Annotated in this window: 18 protein-coding genes; 6 read left to right on the forward strand and 12 right to left on the reverse strand. The window is 66.5% G+C overall.

The annotated features are described in order from the left end of the window. Positions 1-64 precede the first annotated feature (64 nt). Positions 65-487 (forward strand): universal stress protein, encoded by a 423-nt coding sequence (locus tag FBY36_RS05930; protein WP_142117753.1) that lies wholly within the window; start codon positions 65-67, stop codon positions 485-487. Between the two features lie 77 nt (positions 488-564). Here the strand turns inward: FBY36_RS05930 and FBY36_RS05935 are convergent, their stop codons facing one another. Both FBY36_RS05935 and FBY36_RS05940 read right to left on the reverse strand, forming a co-directional pair. Beyond that, complete coding sequence (locus FBY36_RS05935; RefSeq protein WP_142117754.1) at positions 565-960, reverse strand: (R)-mandelonitrile lyase; 396 nt, start codon at positions 958-960, stop codon at positions 565-567. Positions 961-981: 21 nt separating this feature from the next. Beyond that, positions 982-2,208, reverse strand: coding sequence for an MFS transporter (locus FBY36_RS05940; protein WP_142117755.1), 1,227 nt, complete (start codon positions 2,206-2,208; stop codon positions 982-984). 231 nt (positions 2,209-2,439) lie between these two features. Here FBY36_RS05940 and FBY36_RS05945 point away from each other — a divergent pair, with 231 nt between their 5' ends. Further along, the gene (locus FBY36_RS05945; RefSeq protein WP_235008732.1) at positions 2,440-3,213 is read left to right on the forward strand and encodes a GAF and ANTAR domain-containing protein; all 774 of its coding nucleotides are present in this window, start codon (positions 2,440-2,442) and stop codon (positions 3,211-3,213) included. On the opposite strand, the gene FBY36_RS05950 is transcribed toward FBY36_RS05945, so the two are convergent. From FBY36_RS05950 to ilvD, 3 genes are all read right to left on the reverse strand, one after another. Further along, entirely contained in the window at positions 3,194-4,018 is an 825-nt protein-coding gene (locus FBY36_RS05950; protein WP_142117756.1) for an oxygenase MpaB family protein, read from the reverse strand. The genes FBY36_RS05945 and FBY36_RS05950 overlap by 20 nt on opposite strands. A gap of 84 nt (positions 4,019-4,102) precedes the next feature. Then, positions 4,103-4,879 (reverse strand): hypothetical protein, encoded by a 777-nt coding sequence (locus FBY36_RS05955; RefSeq protein WP_235008733.1) that lies wholly within the window; start codon positions 4,877-4,879, stop codon positions 4,103-4,105. A gap of 116 nt (positions 4,880-4,995) precedes the next feature. Then, a complete protein-coding gene (ilvD, locus tag FBY36_RS05960; RefSeq protein WP_142117757.1) occupies positions 4,996-6,855 on the reverse strand; it encodes a dihydroxy-acid dehydratase in 1,860 nt (619 codons plus the stop codon). 85 nt (positions 6,856-6,940) lie between these two features. Between ilvD and FBY36_RS05965 the strand changes: the two genes are divergently transcribed. Then, positions 6,941-7,774, forward strand: coding sequence for a helix-turn-helix transcriptional regulator (locus FBY36_RS05965; RefSeq protein WP_142117758.1), 834 nt, complete (start codon positions 6,941-6,943; stop codon positions 7,772-7,774). Here FBY36_RS05965 and FBY36_RS05970 read toward each other — a convergent pair. From FBY36_RS05970 to FBY36_RS05980, 3 genes are all read right to left on the reverse strand, one after another. Next, positions 7,771-9,006, reverse strand: coding sequence for an amidohydrolase (locus tag FBY36_RS05970; RefSeq protein ID WP_142117759.1), 1,236 nt, complete (start codon positions 9,004-9,006; stop codon positions 7,771-7,773). The two genes, FBY36_RS05965 and FBY36_RS05970, sit on opposite strands and share 4 nt — an antisense overlap. Positions 9,007-9,140: 134 nt before the next feature. Then, a complete protein-coding gene (locus FBY36_RS05975; protein WP_142117760.1) occupies positions 9,141-10,088 on the reverse strand; it encodes a polysaccharide deacetylase family protein in 948 nt (315 codons plus the stop codon). Between the two features lie 62 nt (positions 10,089-10,150). Continuing rightward, positions 10,151-11,701, reverse strand: coding sequence for a purine-cytosine permease family protein (locus tag FBY36_RS05980; protein WP_142117761.1), 1,551 nt, complete (start codon positions 11,699-11,701; stop codon positions 10,151-10,153). Between the two features lie 106 nt (positions 11,702-11,807). Here FBY36_RS05980 and FBY36_RS05985 point away from each other — a divergent pair, with 106 nt between their 5' ends. Next, positions 11,808-13,373 carry a PucR family transcriptional regulator gene (locus FBY36_RS05985; RefSeq protein WP_142117762.1) on the forward strand — a complete coding sequence of 522 codons (1,566 nt, stop codon included), beginning with the start codon at positions 11,808-11,810 and terminating at the stop codon, positions 13,371-13,373. Between the two features lie 15 nt (positions 13,374-13,388). Here FBY36_RS05985 and FBY36_RS05990 read toward each other — a convergent pair whose 3' ends face one another. The 4 genes from FBY36_RS05990 to FBY36_RS06005 all read right to left on the reverse strand — a co-directional run bounded on the left by FBY36_RS05990 (position 13,389) and on the right by FBY36_RS06005 (position 17,650). Then, entirely contained in the window at positions 13,389-13,952 is a 564-nt protein-coding gene (locus FBY36_RS05990) for a dihydrofolate reductase family protein (protein WP_142117763.1), read from the reverse strand. Between the two features lie 62 nt (positions 13,953-14,014). Next, entirely contained in the window at positions 14,015-14,851 is an 837-nt protein-coding gene (locus tag FBY36_RS05995; RefSeq protein ID WP_142117764.1) for an IclR family transcriptional regulator, read from the reverse strand. An 80-nt stretch (positions 14,852-14,931) separates the two neighbouring features. After that, positions 14,932-16,188: an aminopeptidase P family protein gene (locus FBY36_RS06000; RefSeq protein WP_142117765.1), complete on the reverse strand. Its 1,257-nt coding sequence runs from the start codon at positions 16,186-16,188 to the stop codon at positions 14,932-14,934. A 91-nt stretch (positions 16,189-16,279) separates the two neighbouring features. After that, a complete protein-coding gene (locus FBY36_RS06005) occupies positions 16,280-17,650 on the reverse strand; it encodes an MFS transporter (protein ID WP_142117766.1) in 1,371 nt (456 codons plus the stop codon). A 267-nt stretch (positions 17,651-17,917) separates the two neighbouring features. Between FBY36_RS06005 and FBY36_RS06010 the strand changes: the two genes are divergently transcribed. Both FBY36_RS06010 and FBY36_RS06015 read left to right on the forward strand, forming a co-directional pair. Next, positions 17,918-18,382, forward strand: a complete 465-nt coding sequence (locus FBY36_RS06010) for a hypothetical protein (protein WP_142029134.1) — start codon at positions 17,918-17,920, stop codon at positions 18,380-18,382. Next, complete coding sequence (locus FBY36_RS06015; RefSeq protein ID WP_142117767.1) at positions 18,379-20,139, forward strand: DUF5671 domain-containing protein; 1,761 nt, start codon at positions 18,379-18,381, stop codon at positions 20,137-20,139. The genes FBY36_RS06010 and FBY36_RS06015 overlap by 4 nt, the downstream gene beginning before the upstream one ends. The last annotated feature ends 103 nt before the right edge of the window (positions 20,140-20,242 follow it).

Consider the following 20,242-nt stretch of genomic DNA (forward strand, 5'->3'; position numbering starts at 1 on the left):
CCGGAGGGTACTCCCTAGACTGGCAGCTGAACGTTGATGCCAGGACTGGATAGAGGAGCAGGATATGAGCGGAGTAATCGTTGTAGGTGTGGACGCCAGCCCGTCGGCACGGAAGGCCGCGGAAGTGGCGCTGGGCCTGGCGGACTCGCTGGGGGCGTCCCTTCATGTGGTGACCGCCTTTGACGTCGAGAACGCTGAAACCTTCGGGGTGGGCTCGGACAAGGTGCGGATCTCCAACGCGGACAGCTCGGAGATGGTGGCAAAGTCCCTGGGCGCATCGCATCCGGGAGTGGAAATCACCCACTTCGCTGCCCGCGGCAAGCCGGCCGATTCGCTCATCAAGGAAGCCGTCCGCTTGGATGCCCGGCTGATCGTGGTGGGAAACCGGCGGATGCGCGGCATCGGCAGGCTTCTGGGCAGCGTCGCCAACAGCGTGGCGCACAACGCCCCGTGCGATGTCTACATCGCCAACACCTACGACGACTGACCTGACTCCCGCAAAAGGGGAGCGGACGACGGCGGGACCTCCCGCCGTCGTCCGCTCCCCTTTGCGCAATGGCCTGGTCAGGCGCCGTACTCCTCATCGGTCACGTGGTCGAGCCAGGTGACCACCTCGCCGTCTTCGTCGGCCTCGTGCATGGCCACATGGGCCATGAACCGCTCCGGGGTGGCCCCGTGCCAGTGCTCCTCGCCGGGCTCGATGTAGACCACGTCGCCGGGACGGATCTCCTGGACCTCCCCGCCGCGCCGTGCCACCAGCCCGATCCCGTCCGTGACGTAGAGGGTCTGGCCTTTGGGGTGGCGGTGCCAGGCAGTCCGGGCGCCGGGGGCAAACCGGACGTGCGCGCAGCCGATGGCCGATTGTTCATCAGGGTTCCGGATACCGTCAATCTGCACGGTTCCGGTGAACCATTCCTCGGGGCCGGCTCCTGTCTGGCCGCCGCTCTTGGTGTACTTCATGTTCTCCTCCTCAGGGATGGATTATGTGGTCTGGCGGGCCGGGGCCCGGGATGTCAGGTATGACAGGACGGCGGCGATGGAAAGAATGGCCGCGGCGGCCAGGAATGCGGCCTGGTAGCCCGCAGAGTCGAACAGCACGCCCCCGAGCGTGGATCCGATGGCGATGGACGTCTGGACCACCGCGACCATCAGGCCGCCGCCGGCTTCGGCGTCATCCGGCATCGCCTCCGCCAGCCAGCTCCACCAGCCGACGGGCGCGGCCGTGGACATCAGGCCCCAGAGGCCCAGCAGAACCACCACGGCGGCGATCCAGCCGCCGGCGGGAACGAGCGCTGCGGCAATGGCCGCCATCAGCACCGGAATGACGGCCAGCGTCCGGTACAGGCCCTTGCCCAGGAACCGGCCAATGAGCAGCGTTCCGGCAAAGCCCGCCACGCCGATCACCAGCAGGACGAGGGACACCGTGGCAACGTCCACGCGCGTCACGGTCTCCAGGAACGGGCGGATGTAGGTGAAAAGGACAAACTGGCCCATGAAGAAGGACCCACACGCAGCCATTCCCCAGGCGACCGGCCGGCTCTTGAGCCCGGCGAAAATCCCGAGCACGTTGCCGGGTGCCCGCTTCTGGACCTTCATCGACGGCAGGCTGATCCACTGCCAGGCCAGGGCAAGCACCGCTATGGGCACCAGGCAAAAGAACGCGCCGCGCCAGCCGATGAGCGAGCCAAGGTAGCTTCCCAGGGGTGCGGCCAGGACCGTGGCCAGGGCATTGCCGCCATTGAAGATTGCGAGGGCCCGCGGCACCCTGTGCGCCGGCACCAGCCGCATGGCCGTGGCTGCCGACATGGACCAGAAGCCGCCAATGACCACGCCGATGAGGGCGCGGCCCACCATGAACAGCAGATAACCGGGTGCGGTGGCCACCAGCGCCCCGGAGACCGCCATCAGCCCCGTCAGGCCCAGCAGGAGTGTTTTGCGGTTCATGCTGCCGGCCAGGGTGGAAACCGAGAGGCTGGTCAAGACGGCGAAGACACCGGAAATCGCGATTCCCTGCCCCACCGTGCCTTCTGAAACCTGCAGTTCGGCGGCCATGGGCGTGAGCAGGCTGACGGGCATGAATTCGGAGGCGATCAGCGCGAAGACGCACAGCGACATCGCGAAGACTCCGCCCCAGTGGGCCGGGTTGTGTCCGCGGGCGCCTGCTTCCTGCGGCTCGCTGGAACTGATGACTGTTGTTTCGGGTGGCATGTCCTCCATCAAACCGTGCTCCCGGCACCCTAGCGAGGGCCCTGCTGAAACGGGTCTTGGCAGACCCCCCTTACGCGCCCTCGCCGCAGTGGACAACTGGGCCTCCCGCCGTCGTCCGTGTCCTGTCCCCTGTCTTCTGGTTCTCACCCAGGTTGCCATGGTTTTGTATCGACGGGGAGGTTGTAGGCTTGGAGAAGTTAAGCCATGGCGGCCGTTTCGCATCATGCCTCCATGAGGCTTAGCGGGAAAGAGCAGGACAGCGTGGCCAGAGACCGCATGATCCAGCATGATGAAACAGTCACAGAACACCTGCAGGACCTCCTGCTGGAGTCAGTCGACGTCGGGGCGCTGCTCAGCGAGCTCGCAACTGTTTCAGCCGCCACCCTCTCGGTTGACCACGAGGTGATGTGCGGAGTGACGCTGATGCGTCGGAAGAAGCCCACCACGGTTGCGACGAGTAATTCCCGTGTTCCGGCCCTGGACGAGCTGCAGTACGGGAAGGGCGAAGGGCCCTGCCTGACGGCGCTTCGGGAACTGACAACCATCCATGTTCCAGACGTGCGCGAAGACACACGGTGGCCCCACTACACTGCGGCTGCCTGGGCGGAAGGCATAGGCTCCATCCTGGCCGTCCCGCTCCCGCTCGAGGGCGAAGCGAACGCCGCACTTAACGTCTACTCCGCGAAGACCCATGCCTTCAGCGGGGAAGCCATCGAAAAAGCGGAAGCCTATGCGCTGGAAGCGTCCAAATCCCTGCGCCTGGCTGTCCGGATCGCCCAGTTGGTCGATGACCGCGAGAACCTTATCGCGGCAATGGAATCAAGGACCACCATCGACGTCGCCGTCGGGGCGATCATGGCCCAAAACCGGTGCAGCCAGGAGTCGGCCATCAAGATTCTGCGCATCGCCTCCAGCTCACGCAACGTCAAGCTCCGTGATGTGGCAGCCGCCGTAGTCGCTTCGGTGGCTGATGATCCGAAAGTCCTTACGCATTTTGATGACTGACAGCAGACTGGCCTGACTGGGGGTTCCTTTTCAGGTCCTTGTCCAGTTCACGCAGGCAGTAATCCTTGAACCAGTACCTGATGCCCTGCGGCAGCTTTGGGTAGGCCACGGCCAGGAGGCCGAACGCGCGGTTGAAGCGGCGCTCGTGCCGGTCACTCCAGGCCAGTCCGAAGTCCTTCCGCAACTGCTCCGGAAGGAGCCCCGCGGTGAGGAACCTGGCCGGGGGGATGATGGCGCGGTACCAAAGGGCCGTGTGCTTGGGAAACAGCAGGCCGCGGCCAACGCGCACCCCGGGGTACTCCGCCCTGAGGGTGGAGATATGTTCCGCCCAGTAGCGGCCGAACTCTGTACGGTCCTTCGGCCACATGCCGGGGGGAAGCTGCAGGGCGGTACCGATCCGTGCATAGTCCCGGTACATCGAGTCCGCAGCGGCGTCGTCCAGCGGGCCGTAGATCTTCTCAATAATGGTGAGTGCGGTGTCGTAGAGGGTGGCCACCACCCAGAGCTGCAGTTCCGGATCGTAGGCGCTGTATCCGGCGGAGGCTTTATCTGCCGGGCGCTGCACCGGCACGTGGGCCCGGTTTACCCTGCGGCGGACCTCGTTCACCTGTGCGTCGTTGCCATAAACAACGGCGTAGACGTAGGTCAGGGTGCCCTTGAGCCTGTTGACCGGGCGTTCGGTGAACGTGCTGTGTTCCGCCACGCCCCTGCCGATGGCCGGATGGGCAAGCTGCAGCAGGATGGCTCGACCTGCCCCAGCAAGCAAGATGCCTTCCGCACGGTAATCGGAAAATTCCTGCACCATGTCAACAGGGTACCGTCACCGCAGGAGCGTGGAACCGGACCTTTGGCCCGTTGACATGGGACACCTTCGGGTCCCCGTCCGCGGCTACCTGTTCGCCGGCCGCAGCGAGGTGATCATCCTCTTGATGTCCGCGTACTCGGCCGTGCCCCGGTATTTCTTCGCCAGTTCCAGATAGGGCAGCGACGGGTCACCGGGCGTTGCGTTGTTCTCCGGGTTGTAGGATGCGCCGAACATGGCAGCATTCGGCGGCCATCGGAAGAATTGGAAGATGGGACAGGCGTCAGGGCCGCTTGCCGCGGGGCCGGACGTAATCCCGTAGCCGGCAGCCGGGGTGCGGTAATTACCCGGCGTGGCGGCGTTTCCGCGGGTCTCGAAAACGAACTGCGGCACCACCCCGCCCTGGGCCAGTACCGGGATATCCGCTGTGTCCAGGATTTCGTAGGGATACCGCTCGGTGCATGTGGATCCGGTGGCCATGTTGGTCCGCAGTGTCGCCATCACATTGCCGGCCTGGTTCCGCACCTCGGCGAAGGCCCCGCCGCCCTCGGCCAGTTCCCCCGCAGGGTCCTTGACGCGCCAGGCGGCAGGGAGGTCGAACGCCATGGTGCCGTCCGCCGTCGTAGAGGTGGTCCACTCCGCCGCGGCGGTGCTGACGGGAGGATTGCCGGCGGCGGAGGGAACGTCCGACGGCGTGGGCGCGCCTGACGTCCCGGCTTCCGTTGCGGAGGGACTGGCAGGGCCGGATGACGTGGGCGAGGGCTGCGGACTTCCGTCCTGCGGGGAGCACCCGGCCAGGACCGGTGTGAACAGGACCACGGCGGCCATTAACAGTCCGGGGAAAGCTTTGCTGAGCCTGCGCACCACACCCTCCTTTGGGCCTGACGGTGACCCTTCAAGTGTGGCGCGGCATGCCCAGGCGGGGCAGGGCCAATGGACCTATCCCCTCCCCCGCCGGCAGCCGTGTTACCGCTCCAGTGTTACCGCTCCAGCAGGGACACGTCGCGGACGGCGCCCTTGTCCGCGGACAGGGCCATGGCAGCGTAGGCGCGCAGCGCCGCGGACACCTGGCGGTCCCGGTCCTTGGGCTTGTAGCCGCCGTTGACCTCCAGCTTTTCGCGGCGTTCGGCCAGGATCTCGTCGGAGACCTCCAGCTGCAGGGTGCGCTGGGAGATGTCAATGCTGATGATGTCGCCGTCTTCCACCAGGGCGATGGCACCCCCGGAAGCAGCCTCCGGCGAGATATGCCCGATGGACAGGCCGGAGGTTCCGCCGGAGAAACGGCCGTCGGTGATGAGGGCGCACTTCTTGCCCAGGCCGCGGCCCTTGAGGAACGACGTGGGGTAGAGCATTTCCTGCATGCCGGGACCGCCGCGCGGGCCTTCGTAGCGGATGACCACTACGTCGCCTTCCTTGATGGTCTTGTTCAGGATCTTTTCCACGGCTTCGTCCTGGGACTCGCACACCACGGCCGGTCCGGAAAAGGTCCAGATGGACTCGTCCACGCCCGCGGTCTTCACCACGGCGCCGTCGATGGCCACGTTGCCGCGGAGCACGGCCAGGCCGCCGTCCTTGGAGTAGGCGTGCTCCACGGAGCGGATGCAGCCTTCGGCAGCGTCGGTGTCCAGGGAGGTCCATTCATTCGACTGGGAGAACGCGGTGGAGGAGCGGACGCCGCCGGGAGCGGCATGCCACAGGGCCTTCGCTTCTTCCGTGGCCTTGCCGCCGCGGATGTCCCAGTCGTCCAGCCAGCCGTCCAGGTCGGCGGAGTGCACGGAGTGGACGTCCTTGTGCAGGAGGCCGCCGCGGTTCAGCTCGCCCAGCAGTGCAGGGATGCCGCCGGCGCGGTGCACGTCCTCCATGTAATAGGTCTTGTTCCCGGCAACGTTCGGGGCAACCTTGGCCAAGCAGGGCACCTGGCGGGACTTTGCGTCCATCTCGGCCAGGCCGTAATCCACGCCGGCTTCCTGGGCCGCGGCCAGCAAGTGCAGGATGGTGTTGGTGGAGCCGCCCATGGAAATGTCCAGGGCCATGGCGTTGTCGAAGGCCTTCGCAGTGGCGATGGAGCGCGGCAGCACGGAGTCGTCGTCGCCGTCGTAATAGCGCTTCACCAGCTCGACGACGGTGCGGCCGGCTTTCTCGTAGAGCGCCTTCCGCGCGGTGTGGGTGGCCAGCACGGAGCCGTTGCCGGGCAGGGCCAGGCCGATGGCCTCGGCAAGGCAGTTCATGGAGTTGGCGGTGAACATGCCGGAGCAGGAGCCGCAGGTGGGGCAGGCGTTTTCTTCGATGAGGTTGATGTCAGCATCGGAGATGGATTCGTCCACGGCGTCGGCAATCGCGTTCACCAGGTCCAGGGAGCGCACGGAGCCGTCGGTCAGGGTCACGCGGCCGGCCTCCATGGGGCCGCCGGAAACGAAGACCACGGGGATGTTCAGGCGCAGCGCGGCCATGAGCATGCCGGGGGTGATCTTGTCGCAGTTGGAGATGCAGACCAGGGCGTCGGCGCAGTGCGCGTTGACCATGTATTCAACGGAGTCGGCGATCAGGTCGCGGGACGGCAGCGAGTAGAGCATGCCCGAGTGGCCCATGGCGATGCCGTCGTCCACGGCGATGGTGTTGAACTCGCGCGGCACGGCGCCGGCGGCAAGGATCGCGTCGGAGACGATCCGGCCCACGGGGGCGAGGTGGGTGTGGCCGGGAACGAATTCGGTGAAGCTGTTGGCCACGGCGATGATCGGCTTGCCGATGTCAGAGTTGGCGACGCCGGAGGCGCGCAGCAGTGCGCGAGCGCCGGCCATGTTGCGGCCGTGGGTGACTGTTTTTGAGCGGAGTGCAGGCATGCGTACCATCCTGTCCTGTCGCTCCCGGTCCCGGAAGACGGCGCTGCTACTAGTAGCAGGAGTACCAGAGTAATAGTATTTACGGGTGAGTGATCCCGGGCGGCGCAAAGAACTTGGCCTCTTCCTGCGGGCCCGCCGGGACCAGGCGCTGCGGGCCGATTACGGCCTGCCGCCGATCGGCCGCAGCCGCGAGCGCGGGCTCCGCCGCGAAGAGGTGGCCTTCCTGTCCGGCGTCAGCGTCACCTGGTACACCTGGCTTGAACAGGGCAGGGACATCAGCCCGTCACGCCAGGTCCTGGAGGCCATCAGCCGCGCACTGCATCTTTCCCCCACCGGCCTTGGCTATGTCCTGTCCCTGGGCGGCTACGCATCCGCCGCCCCTGCCGGCCCCGCCGCAGACACCGCCCCACCCCATATCCAGCGCCTCCTGGATGCGCTGGATCCCAACCCGTCCTTTGCCCTGTTCCCGGACTGGGGCGTGGCCGGCTGGAACAAGGCCTATGCGGCGCTGTATCCCAACATTGCCACGGTGCCGCCAGCGGACCGGAACCTGCTGTGGCTGGTGTTCACGGACCCCTATGTCCGGGACCTACTCCCGGACTGGGACACCACCAGCAAGCGGTTCCTTGCCGAGTTCCGGGCCGAAACCGGGCAGCGGCTCGGAGATCCGGACATCCAGTACCAGGTGGAACGACTCAAGGAAGCCAGCCCGGAGTTCCGGCAGGGCTGGGACCTGTACAGCATCCTGGGCTTCGAATCCCGCGAACGCCTCTTCCACCATCCTGCCGTCGGAGTCCTGCAACTGGAGCACCACCAGGTCTCCCCCTCGGACCGGCCGGACCTGCACATCGTGGTGTACACGCCGACCCCGGGCAGCGATGCCGCGGCGCAAATGATGTCCCTGCTGTCCGGGGCCTAAACGGGTTCCGCCGCGAGGTAGGCGAGCGCGGCGGCTGCCTGGGCCCGGGTGGCCATGCGGAGGGTGGGGTCAACGGCGGGCAGGAACGACGGCGAGTGGTTGGCAGGGATGTCAGCGTCCACTGTGCCATTCGCCACGGCCCGCCGGTAGGTTTCCGGGGGCACGGAGCCGACGACCCAGTACACGTAAGGGATGCCGAAGGCGTCAGGGATGCGGCTGAAGTCCTCGGACGCCGTCTGCGGGGCGGTGCGGTAGACAGCGTCCGCGCCGAAGGTCCTGGTGAAGGCTGCAGTGACCAGGGCGTTGGCCTCCGCGTCGTTGCTGGTCAGCGGGTACTGGTCGTAATACTCGAACTGCGGTTCCTGCGGCGAGCCGGCGGCTGCGCACTCGCCCCGTACGATCCGCTCGATGGCGGCAATCATGGCGGCCCGGACGGCCAGGTCGTATGTGCGGAGGTTGAGCAGCAGCTCTGCCCGGTCGGGGATGATGTTGGCCGTGGCTCCGGCGCTCACCGATCCAACAGTCAGCACGGCGAACTCCCCTGGCCTGGTTTCCCGTGACACCACAGTCTGCAGGCGGAGGACGAGCGAGGCGGCGAGCACCACCGGATCAACGGACTTGTGCGGCATGGAGCCGTGGGCGCCGCGGCCGTGGACGATAATCCGTACCGAGTCGCCTGCCGAGAGTACCGGGCCCGGGGTGGTGCCGATGGTTCCCGCCTCGGTGGGCATGACGTGCTGGGCCAGCGCGACGTCCGGCCGCGGGATTCCGGCGGCCAGGCCGTCGTCGAGCATTGCCTGCGAGCCCGCCGCCGTTTCCTCTGCCGGCTGGAAGAGGGCGGTGTAGGTTCCCTGCCAGGCCTCCCGGTGTTCCGCCAGGTACTTTGCCGCACCAAGCAGCGCCACCACGTGCATGTCGTGCGCGCACGCGTGCATCACCCCCGGAACCATGGAGGCGTAGCTTGCCCCCGTCGCCTCGGTGACCGGGAGGGCATCCATGTCTGCCCGGGCCAGGACGGCCGCACCTGCGCCGTTGGCAAGGACACCGACGACGCCGGTGCCGCCAAAGTGCCGCACGTCAAAGCCCCAGCCGGCCAGCTTTGCCGCAACTGCGGCAGACGTTTCGTGTTCGGCGAGGCCGAGTTCCGGGTGTTGGTGGAGCTGCTCGTAGAGCGGGATCTGCCAGGCCAGCTCCTGCTCGATGCCGTCCGCAGCGCTGTTCGCTAAGTCCATCGAAGCCTCCTCCCGGCCGCCTGCCCCGGCCCTTCCGGCCACCATAGGCAGCACCTGTGGATGGTGTCCATGGGCAACCAAAAGCGGCAGGCGGCGGGAGAACCCGCCGCCTGCCGCTTCCTTGCCTCCGAATGCTAGGCCGGCACCCCCTGCCGCACGACGGCCGGCTTGAACTGCGCACCCGCGCCCGGGAATACCGGCACGTCAATCCGCGCGTGGGTGTGGACCTCGGTGACCGTGGCCTTGGTGTGCAGGGCAATCTGTTCCATGGTGGTCACCCACATTCCGTCCATCGACTTCACCCGCTCGATGAGCTGCTCCAGGGCGACGGCCTTGGAGGGCCGGCCGGAGATGAACGGGTGGTTGGTCAGGACGAAGCAGCTGCCCTGGGAGTGGTGGGCCTCGGCTTCAAGCGTCCACATTTCCAGGACCTTCGCCGGGCTCTCGATCACACCGCTTCCGGTCACGCCAGGGTAGAAGGCGTACTGCTCCCAGTCGTCCAGGGTCCAGTCCACGGGAATCTCCACGATGTCCCGGGGATCGTCGGCGGCGACGGCGAAGCGGTAGGGGGCATCACCGTCGAGCAGGCTCGAATCGTAGAGGAAGCCGCGGTCCGCCAGCAGGCCCGGGGAGTGCCAGTTCAGTTCCCACCACGGTGCGCGGTAACCCACGGGCCGGACCCCTGCCACCTTGGCCAGGGCCTCGAGGCCGCGGTCAATGTAGCTGGCCTCGGTGGCGGCGTTGATGCCCTGCATGGGTTCGTGAAGGTAGCCGTGGTGGGCCACCTCGTGCCCGCCGTCCACGATCTGCCGGACCACATCCGGGTAGGACTCGGCTGTGAAGCCGGGGATGAAGAAGGTGGCCTGGATGTCCTGGCGGGCCAGGATGGCCAGCAGCCGGGGCACCGCGATCTTGGGGCCGTAGGACTGGTGGCTCATCAGCGACATACGCCGGGTGCTGGTGGGATCGTGGGCGATGGTGCAGGACTCGGCGTCGACGTCGAAGGTGAAGGACGCTGCGGCCTTGAAGCCGTCAGGCCAGGTGATGGGGTGCAGGGCGTCCGCGATGGCGGGCTTGTTCACGGGAAATCCTTTCGGCGGGCGCTGTGCGCCCGCCAGGGTTTGTGGAAGAGGAGTTGTGCCGCTTAGAGGGCGGGAAGGGCGGGCGAGCTGTCCGCCGCCTTGCCCTCTGTTCCGGGAGCGGTATCCGCCTTCTGTGAGGCGCGGGGCTCAAGGGCCAGATAGCGGATGTGCTGCCGCGGCCCGAGGATGGCGTACACTCCGGCGCTGGTCAGTCCGCCGGCCAGCCAGGACAGGTCCCAGCCGCCCAGGGCCACGGCGATGGGGCCCTGCATGATGGGGATCAGTCCGTACATGAACAGCCAGGTGGCGAAGATGCCGGCCAGGAGGGCAATGACGCCCGCCCAGTTGACGCCCGGCAGGCGCTTGGTGCCCACGCCGTCGAACAGGCGGTCCGGCGCACCGGGCCAGCGCTTGTCCAGCCAGAAGTAGTGCACCAGCATGATTCCGCCCCAGGCGGCCACCCAGGCCACCAGGCCGATCAGCCAGGCGTCGAGCACGGCGGCGAAGTCCTCCTGGAAGATGAAGAAGACGACGGCGGCGAGCGAGAAGACGCCAACGAACAGGTTGAGCTTGCGGCGGCTGATGGAGATGTCCAGGGCCTGGGTGGCCACGGAGAAGGTGTAGATGTTCAGGATGTTGGTGGCGATGGGGCCGTGGAGCACCATCAGCAGCACCGGCAGGGCCATGGCGCCGAAGTTCAGGACGATCAGCTTGCCGGGGTCGATTTCGCCGCTGTTGGTGGCCAGGCTGGCGCCCAGGACACCGAGCCACACCACGGGGATGAACTGGCCCAGCACGGAGGCCAGGTAGACCTTCTTCTTGGGGACGCTGGTGCTGACGAACCGGGAGTAGTCAGCGGCGTAGGTGAACCAGGTGATGCCCCAGCCGATGCCTATGGCGGTCATGACGGCGCTCATGGCGGCGATGCGCTCCGAGCCTTCAAGAATGGCGCCGGCGGGTCCGGCGTAGCCCCAGTCGATGTCCATGCCGAACCAGGCCACGGCGGACATGACGGCCAGGATGAGGATGGTGGGCGGTACCGTCCATTTTTCGAAGGCCGCGATGGCCTTGTAGCCGAACCACGCAATGGCCACCTGCAGGGCCATGATGAAGGTGGCGACGCCGATCTTCCAGCCGTAGTTGGGGGCGTCCGGGTCAACCCAGCCGAGGGTTCCGAAGAGCGCCATGACCAGGTCCAGGATGATCCAGGTGTTGACCGCGCACCAGCCGATGACCAGCAGGGCCTGGATGGCGGCTGGCAGATAGTTGCCGCGCCGTCCGAATGCGGCGCGGGCCAGGACCATCCCGGTGGCTCCGGTCTTCTGGCCCAGGAGGACGAAGCAGCCAAAGAGCAGCATGCCGATCAGGTTGCCCAGTACCAGGACGGTGATGGTGTCCGCGAGTCCGAGTCCCAACTGGATGCCGAGTGCCCCCAGCACCCAGTTGATGGGTGCCAGGTTGGCGCCCGCCCAGATCCAGAACTGGCCGGATACCTTGCGTGTTCGTGCTGATTCAGGGATGGGTTGGAGCCAGGCTTCGTGGTCCACGACGTTGTGGTCCTGCGTGCCCTGGCCGGGTTGGCCGTGCGTGGCTGGTGAAAGCTTTTTTTGCATGGGGGCCTCCGTGAGGTGAATAAGTACCAAAAGGCTATGTGGCCCCCATCACAAGGAACAAGATACGATATGTCGAACAGATTCTCCTACTACGTTACGGAACGTCGTGTCAGTGTTTCTCGGCGAAATACTCGCCCACCCCGCCCTTGCTGCCGCCGACCCCCTGGTCCATCCGCTGGGCGCGGTGGCCGACGCGCAGCCGGTCCGCTGGGTCCACTCCAGCGAGGTGCTGGACATCGCTCCCCTGCTCCGCGGCGGCGAACTGCTGCTCTGCGGCGGGATAACCCTGGCCACGGCCACGCCGGCAAAACGTGAAGACTACGTGCGCGAACTGGCCCAGCGCGGCATTGCGGCGCTCGCCATCGAGACCGGCGGCGCCCTGCCCGAGATCCCGGCCGACATGCTTGCAAAGGCCGAGGAATTCGGCCTTCCGGTAGTGGAGCTGCGCAAGGTGGTGCCTTTTGTGGGCGTCATGCAGGCCATCAATTCGATGCTGGTCAGCGAGTCCGTGGGGCACCTGCAGCAGGCCGACGCCGCCACGCGCGCCATGGCCGCCGAACTGGCCCACGGTGCTTCGCTCGACAAGATCCTGGGCGTGCTGGCCGGCATCACCGGTTCCGCTGTGACGCTCACCTCCCCGTGGGGAGTCACCATGGGCAGCGCGGCGCCAGAGGATTGGGAGGACGACGGCGACGCGCGGGCAGGCGTGCAGGACGCGTTTTCCGGGGTGGCCGGCGAAACAGTGGTCACCGTGGACATCCCTGTGCGCGGGGTCCTCATGGGCCGGCTGGAGGTGCGGGTGCCTGACGCTGCGGACCTGGCACTGGCGCAGGTGGCAGGGGAACGCGCCGTGGACATCCTGGGCCTGGCACTGCTGCAGCACACCCCGCCCGGGCTGCATGCCCTGGCGGGCGCCGAACTGATGCGGGCCGTGCTTCACTCTGCCCCCGAGTGGCGCCTGGAGCAGCTCGCGCCGGCCGCCGGCTTCCCCATTGACTCCCCCGCCGTGGTGGCAGCAATCCACGCGGCATCGCCGCAGGAGCTGCGCGGCGCCGTCGAAACCTTCCTGAGCTCGCAGCGCATCCCGTGCGCTGCGTACCTGGACGATGCCGAACTGGTGGTCATGATCGGCCTGCCCTGCACGGACACCGCCGGCGAACGGCGGCAGCTCCTGGAATCGCTCCGCGGGCTGGAAGGGGACCATGATGCGGTGATCGCCGTCGGTCCGGTAGCCGGCGGGGTGGCTGACGCTGCCTGGTCCCTGGCCGAAGCCCGCCGCACCTTGGAGGTGCGCCAGATCCGGCGGCGGAACGCCTCGACGCGCAGGCGGTTCCCGGCCCGCGGCCTGGTGGTGGTGGACGCCGACGACGCCGCCGTGGAGAGCCTCTCCCTGACCTGCCTCGACGGCTCAGCGCGCGAGGCGTTCGTCAACCGGCATCTGCGCGCAGTGTTGGAGCATGATGCGCAGCGACAGTCCCAGCTGCTGGAGACCCTGCAGGTGTGGCTGGACTCAGGCTGCAACACGGCGCAGTCCGCACGCGAACTGCACCTGGAGCGGCAGTCGATGCACCACAGGCTGCAGCGGATCTTCGAGCTGTGCGGCGGCGACCCGCGGGGCACCGGGCGGCTCGCGGCGCTGCACCTGGCTGCACGGATGGCCGGGCTGCCATAACTAGCCGCCGAATACTTAACGCTTCGTTTGGTACCTGGAAAGCACCACACCTTCGGGAAACGTCCGGGCCTCCACCAGGCTCAGCTTGACCCAGTGGTCCAGGGCAGTGAAGAAGGGCGTGCCGCCGCCTACCAGGACCGGATGGGAGACGATCACGTACTCGTCGATCAGCCCGGAACGCATGGCTGCCCGGGCGAGGGTGGCACCGCCGATGTCCATGGGGCCGCCTTCTTCCGCTTTGAGCCTGGTGATCTCAGCGACCGCGTCGCCGATGACCAGCCGGGTGTTCCAGTCGACTGTGCGGGTGGTGGAGGAGAACACCACCTTCGGCATGTCCCGCCAGCGGTGGGCGAACTCGACGTGCGCCGGTGTGACGCCAGGCTGCCGGTCAGCCGTGGGCCAGTCGGCGCTCATCGTCTCCCACAATTTGCGCCCGTACAGCGCCAGGCCCGTCGCCCCCACCCGGTCGGACCACCACTGGAACAACTCGTCGCTCGGTACGCTCCACCCGAGGTCGTCGCCGGGCGCGGCAATGTAGCCGTCCAGGCTCACGTTCATGGCGAAGGCCAGTTTGCGCATGGCGTCAGTCTTCCCTGAGCCGGCATTCGTTGTACAGAGCAGCACGGCACGGGATTATCGGGTCAGGTTGCCGGGCGGCCGCCCAGGCGGGTGGTGACCTTGGCGGCGGCGGCCACGCAGGCCTCGCCCAGGCTCCCGAACTGTTCCTTCGACACCCGGAATCGGGGGGCGGGGATCAGGACGGCAGCCACCACGTCGCCGCGGTGGTCCCGGACGGGGGCGGCCACGCCCACCTCGTCCATTGACGATTCGCCGTAGTTTCCCGCCCATCCCCGTTGTGCCACATCCTGGAGCCTGGCTTCGTAAGCCGCCAATCCGGCGTCGTCCAGTCCAGGGAAGGTGATGGTTCCGCTGCGCAGCAGCTCCCGCACCCGCTCTGCCGGCAGAGTGGAGAGGAACACCTGCACGGAGGCGCTCATGGCGTCCCGGTAGCGCGCTCCAAGGGGCGTGGTGTGCTTGATCTGGTGGTGGCTGGCGATTTGCTCCACGCAGATGGCCTCGTCGCCGTTCCACAGCATCAGTGCACTGGTCTCCCCGGTCTGCTCGGTCAATTGCCGCAGGACCGGATATGCCACGCGCCGTTCCTCCATCTCGGCCAGCAGCGGTCCGGCGACGGCGATGAGGCCCAGTCCCAACCGGAACCGCTTGGTTTCCGGATCCCGTTCCACCAGGTTTTCCTGCTCGAAGGTGGCAAGGATCCGGGAAACGCTGCTCTTGTGCATGCCCACGCGGTTGGCAATTTCGGTGACGCCCAGCAGCGGTTCGTCCGCCGTGAAGGTGCGCAGGACGGCAATGGCATTGACGACGACGGAGGCGCCTTTGGCGTCCGTCCCGCCATTGGTGCCGGTGCCGCTGCCGTTGCTGTCGGAGGTTGTTGCAGGAGTCATGGTGGACACCATCTTTCCTCATGCGCAGGTATTTGGCCGGGACGGCGGAAGCGGCGCCACGTGTCCGTGGCGCCGCTTCCCGGTACTGATTGTTAGCCCTGGATGATGTTGTGCTCCGGGCCGAAGGGGAACTTGGTGATGTTCTCCACCGTGTTGTCCTCGCCAATGACCAGGATGTCGTGTTCGCGGTAGCCGCCTGCGCCGGGCAGGCCGTCCGCCACGGTGATCATGGGCTCCATGGACACCACCATGCCTGGTTCCAGTACCGTGTCGATGTCCTCGCGCAGTTCCAGGCCGGCTTCGCGGCCGTAGTAGTGGCTGAGGACGCCGAAGGAGTGGCCGTAGCCGAAGGTGCGGTTGGCCAGCAGGCCGTGGCTGATGTAGATCTCGTTGAGCTCGGCGGCGATGTCCTTGCAGACGGCGCCGGGCTTGATGAGTTCCAGGCCGCGCTTGTGGACCTCCACGTTGATGTTCCACAGTTCCAGGGACCGTTCGTCCGGCTGGCCCAGGAAGAGGGTGCGCTCCAGGGCGGTGTAGTAGCCGGAGGTCATCGGGAAGCAGTTGAGCGAGAGGATGTCGCCCTGCTGCAGCTTCCGGGTGGTGGCCCAGTTGTGCGCGCCGTCGGTGTTGATGCCGGACTGGAACCACACCCAGGTGTCGCGGACCTCGCGGTGCGGGAACGTGCGGGCGATCTCGTGCACCATGGCCTCGGTGCCGATCAGTGCCACCTCGTACTCGGTGATGCCCTCGCGGATGGCGTTGCGGATGGCTTCGCCGCCCAGGTCGCCGATGCGGGCGCCATGCTTGATGACCTCGATTTCCTCGGCGGACTTGATCATGCGCTGGCGCATGGCGTCCTGCGAGACATCCAGAAGTTCTGCCCCCGGGAAGGCTGCGGCGATCTTCTCGCGGGTCAGGCCCGGGAGGAAGTCGTCCTCGACGCCCAGCCGGGAGGCCTTGACGCCGCGCTGGCGCAGAGCCTCCTGCAGGCCGAAGAAGAAGTTGTCGCGGCGCCAGTCGGTGTAGACGATGTTCTCGCCGTAGGAGGTGCGCCACGGCATGCCGGCGTCGATGTTCGCGGTGACGGTGACGGAATCCTCTGCCGTAACCACCAGGGCGTAGTTGCGGCCGAACGTGGTGTACAGGAAGTCGGAGTAGTACTTGATGCCGTGGTAGCTGGTCAGGATGACGGCGTCCAGGTCCTTGGCGGCCATGATCCGGCGGAGCCCGCCCAGGCGGCGCTCGAACTCTGCGTCGGAGAACGTGAGCTTGCCCTTGGAGCCGATGTGGAGGACCTTGAGGCGCTCGAGTTCGGCGATGGACGAGGCGTTATCGGTGGTGATAGTCACAGGGGTGGTGCCTTTCTAATGGATGCCAGCTGCTGTTGATGCAGTTGGTGTTGGTTTGCGTAGTGAGGTTGGTTTAGGGGCCTCTGGTTGCTCAGAGGTGTTTGAGGGGTTTCCGCGACGTTTCGGCGGCGAACAGCACGGCCACCAGGGATACGGCGGAGGCGGCCACCAGGTACCAGCCGGGGGCCAGCTTGCTCTGGGTGAGGCCGATCAGCAGGGTGGCCATGAACGGCGCGGTGCCGCCGAAGAGCGCGTTGGAGAGGTTGAAGCTGACGGCGAAGCCGCTGTACCGGACCTTGGTGGGGAACAGTTCGGCAAGGAAGCTGGGCAGGGTGCCGTCGTTCAGGGTGAGCATGCCGCCCAGCAGGATCTGGACCAGGACGATGACCAGGAAGTTGCCGGTGTCCAGCAGCATGAAGGCCGGGACGGTCAGGAGCATGAACAGCACGGAGGCGGTGATCAGCATGCGCTTGCGGCCGAACCGGTCTGACGCGATGCCGGTCAGGAAGATGAAGCCGATGTAGCTGGCCAGGGCGATGGTGGTGGCCAGGAAGGATTCGGTGGGCCCGAAGCCCAGTTCCTCGGACAGGTAGGTGGGCATGTAGCTGAGGATGACGTAGAAGCCGACGGCGTTGAGCAGGACTGCGCCGCAGGCGATGATCAGCTGTCTGCGGTAAGTCCTGAACATGTCCAGGGCAGGCGCTTTGGGTGCTGATTCTTCCTGCTCAGCCAGGGCGCGGAAGGCAGGAGTGTCTTCGAGCTTGGTGCGGATGTAGCGACCGATCAGGCCCATGGGGGCGGCCAGGAGGAACGGCAGCCGCCAGCCCCACTCGTGCAGCTGTTCGGTGCTGAGCACCGAGCTGAGGAGCGCCGCGATCAGTGAGCCCAGGAGCAGGCCCGCTGCGGTGCTGGCCGGCACCACGGCGGCATAGAGTCCGCGGCGGTTGGCCGGCGCGTATTCCACCAGGAAGGCTGAGGCGCCTGCGTATTCGCCGGCTGCCGAGAACCCTTGGACCACCCGGACCAGGAGCAGCAGGAGCGGAGCCAGCATGCCGATGGTGGCGTAGCCCGGGATGAGGGCGATGCAGAAGGTGGAGACGGACATGATGACGATGGAGAGGGACAGGGCTTTGCGCCTGCCGAGCTTGTCGCCGATATGGCCCCAGAAGAAGCCGCCCAGGGGACGGACGAAGAAGGAAATGGCAAAGACGCCGAAAGTTGCCAGCAGTGCGGTCTGCCGGTCCGCCTCGGGGAAGAAGACCGAGGAGATGACGGCCGCGAGGTAGCCGTACACGGCGTAGTCGAACCACTCGACGAAGTTGCCGATGAAGCTCGCGGTAACCACCCGTCGTCGTACATCTTTGCTGGGCACCGTATTGTCCACGCCATGCCCTGCCCGGGCAGGAGCATTGCCGTCATTGGCAACGACTCCTGCGGGGGGTGAGGTTGATTCTGTATTCAATGGAACCACCAGAGAAAGTAGGAGTTGCATCTGTTGCAACGTGGTTGTTTCAAGATAGGCCGTGACGCGCACCACAGTCAATAGGTGCAGCGCAGATTTATCCCCTTAGTTTCCGACGGAAACAGTACCTGCGCGGAAGACCATAAGGAGGAGTTCCACCGCTAGGGCATGTTGCGCTCATTGCAACAAAGTTGAAACAAGCGGACGCTGCCGAAAAAGGGTCCTAAGACACGGGCCAAAAACCCCGCCCTGCCGCATACTTTCGCCATGGACGTTGCAGCGCGAAAACCGGACCGGATCCTGCTCGCGCTGGTGGGCGTGGTGGTGGTTCTGGTGGTTGTTGCGCTGGCTGTGGTGTTCACCCGGGGTGAGCCGGCCCCGCTGGATCAGTCCAGCCCTGCCGGAGTGGTCCAGCAGTACAGCAAGGCCGTGATCGACGGCGACATTCCCACCGCCCAGTCCTTCCTCACGCCGGGTGCCCGGAGCAGTTGCCGGGGATCCTATCCAGGTGAACCCCGCCCCGCCCGCGTTGTGTTGATTTCGACGACGGAGCGAACGGATTCTGCCACCGTGAGGGTTTCGATCGTCCAGTCATCCCAGGGCGGACCGTTCGGCCCGTCGGAGTATGAGATGGAGGAAGCCTTCTTGCTCCTGAAAGTGAATGGGAAGTGGATGATTGACCAGCCGCCGTATCCCCTGACGGCCTGCTCCGTAGTTCCGGCCAAGCAATGACGGCGCCGGCAGCCCCAGCAGTCCGCGCGCAGGCCAGCGGCCTGGCAACCCTCCGCCGGCTGATCCTGTATGTCCTGCTGTTTGCTTTGGTGGTTATCACGGCGTCAGGCCTCAGCGGACTGCTGGAGCGCCTTTTCCGTACGGCGTCAGTCCTTGTCCAGGGCGACGTGGCCGGCCTGGCCCTGTCCCTGGCCTTCACCCTGATCGGCGGCCCGCTTGCGCTCCTTCTGTGGTGGTTCGTGTGGAGGCGGCTCGACGACGAGTCGGAGCGGACAGCCGCAGGCTGGGGGCTCTACCTCACCGGGATGTATGCAGTCTCCCTCATCATTGCCACCACATCGCTGCTGAACCTGGCCGCATCCTTCCTTGAATTCCAGGCAGCCCAGTGGCCGTCCCCCTTGGCCAACGGCCTTGTGTGGGGAGCCATCTGGTGGTGGCACCGGTGGATGTGGAAGCACCCGCACAGATCCCCGCGGCATCTCGAAGATATCCGGGTGCTCATCGGGTGGGTCTTCGGCTTGCTGCTGGGCGCAGGCACCGCTATTGCCGCACTGAGCTCACTGCTGGACGTCGCGATCCGCGGCTTCACCTCCACTGCCACCCTGGAACCCTGGTGGTTTCCCATCCTGCGGTCCCTCATTTGGGCAGCCGGCGGCGCGGTGGTGTGGTGGTGGCACTGGATCAGGGAAGGCGGGCGGCGCTTCCAGACAGCACTGGTGGACGTCACCATCATCGCCGTAGGAATCTTCGTCGCTGGCATCACGGCTTTGGGCGGGCTGGGCCTCATCCTGTTTGTGCTCCTGCGGCTGGCGTTCGACCGCAGCGAGCCGCTGAACCTCCTCCTCGAACCGCTCGCCCCGGCCATCGCGGCCGCCGTCATCGGGGCCGTGGTCTGGCGGTACCACCGCACCGAGTCCGTCCACAGGTCCACCCGGACCCGCCGGGCCAGCCTGCTGGTGACGTCGGCTGTGGCACTCGCGGCAGCGGCTTCCGGCGTGGGGGTAGTGGTGAATGCCTTGCTCGCCGCAGCGGTGTCGCCGCTGGCCGGCGGCGCCACGCGCACCCTTCTTCTGGGCGGCATCAGTTCGCTGGTGGTGGGAGGCCCGGTATGGTGGCTGGCCTGGAAGCCGAGGCGCCAACCGCGGACGGCAGACGACATTCCCCCCGGCCGGCGGCTCTATCTGGTGGCGTTTTTTGGTGTCAGCGCGGTGGTGGCGCTCATTACACTGCTGGTCATTGGCTACCGGCTGTTCGAATTCCTGCTGGGCGATGTTTCGGCTGGAAGCCTCCTGGACCGCGTCCGGGCACCACTGGGACTCCTGGTGGCCGCCGGGCTGGTGGCGGGTTACCACTTTGCTCTGTGGCGGCACGACCGGGCACTGCTTGCTGCCGCGGCCCCAGTGCACCAGCGGGTGATTGACCAGGTCACGCTGATCAGCGGCTACGCACAGGACGCAGTGGACCCGGAGGTTTTGGCGCGCGGCATCACTGATGCCACCGGCGGCGCCAAGGTGACCACGTGGCTCAGGGCGGACGACGACGGCACCGGACTTCCGCCGTCGTCCGTCCCTTCTGGCGGGGTTGATGAGGTCATCCGGCAGGTGGCAGCGGCCCTGGAGGGCGTGACGCCCCGGCACGTCCTGGTGATTGCGGGGCCGGGGACGCGGCTGGAAATCGCCCCGCTGGTTGCCGCGGGCGCGGAAACCTGGAAGGCTGCGAGCGCTGCCCGCACGCCGGCTGCTTCGGGTACCGATTAGCCCGATCCTCAAGATTTGCCAAGTTTATCCTGCCAGTGGATTAATCCTCTTCCTTTGGCTTTGCGGGGTGCCTAGTGTGGCACACATGCTTGCCAAGGGGGAT

This window comes from Arthrobacter sp. SLBN-122 (assembly GCF_006715165.1).
Taxonomy (GTDB): Bacteria; Actinomycetota; Actinomycetes; order Actinomycetales; family Micrococcaceae; genus Arthrobacter.